This window comes from Streptococcus sp. GP0011 (assembly GCF_030546305.1).
Taxonomy (GTDB): Bacteria; Bacillota; Bacilli; order Lactobacillales; family Streptococcaceae; genus Streptococcus.
On the sequence record NZ_JAUONR010000020.1, the window covers coordinates 1 to 571 of the forward strand.

1 protein-coding gene is annotated in these 571 nt (G+C 40.5%); it reads right to left on the minus strand.

Annotation, left to right across the window (positions count from 1 at the left end; genetic code table 11):
- Window positions 1-43: 43 nt before the first annotated feature.
- Window positions 44-433 carry a hypothetical protein gene (locus tag Q4443_RS10365; RefSeq protein ID WP_042903181.1) on the minus strand — a complete coding sequence of 130 codons (390 nt, stop codon included), beginning with the start codon at window positions 431-433 and terminating at the stop codon, window positions 44-46.
- Window positions 434-571 lie beyond the last annotated feature (138 nt).

Consider the following 571-nt stretch of genomic DNA (forward strand, 5'->3'; position numbering starts at 1 on the left):
ACAAAAGAAAACCACCTGAAATAAATTCAGGTGATTTGTGTAATTATGGAAAATCACTATATTGACTCTCTGCGATTTCAACCATTTTTCTACGATTGTGGCGTTCTTGGGAATTTTTCCCGCCTTGGATATATCGTTCTCTACGTTCTGCTCGTGACTCAGGAGCTTTAATATAGATACCTCCATCAATTGCCGCAGCTAAAGCGGCTTCTGTTGCCGCAAAAGCATCTGCTACACTATCTAAATACTGATCAAGCGAATCAACCGTTGTTACTAAGCTCTCCATTGTTGCTTTGGTTCGCTTAACACAGTCTTCAAAATTACCTGTCACTGGCGCATCAATCAGCGAGCGAATGTCATCCGGTATTTCATTAGTAGATGCGTTGATACTCGCTTTTATACTCTTTATTCTCTCAGGATCAATTCGTTTCATTTATATTCCCTTCTGATCGTTGTTTTTGAACCCAGGCTTGATATTCTGCATAAGTCGTGAGTGGGGTATCAGAAATCTGACCCTTAGTATCTATACCATAAATCGTCAGTTTCTCTTCTCCCTTAGGAGCCATCCAGT

Coding starts and splice junctions, on each gene's coding strand:
- Q4443_RS10365 (WP_042903181.1), bottom strand. CDS start 433: ATGAAACGAATTGATCCTGAGAGAATAAAGAGTATAAAAGCGAGTATC.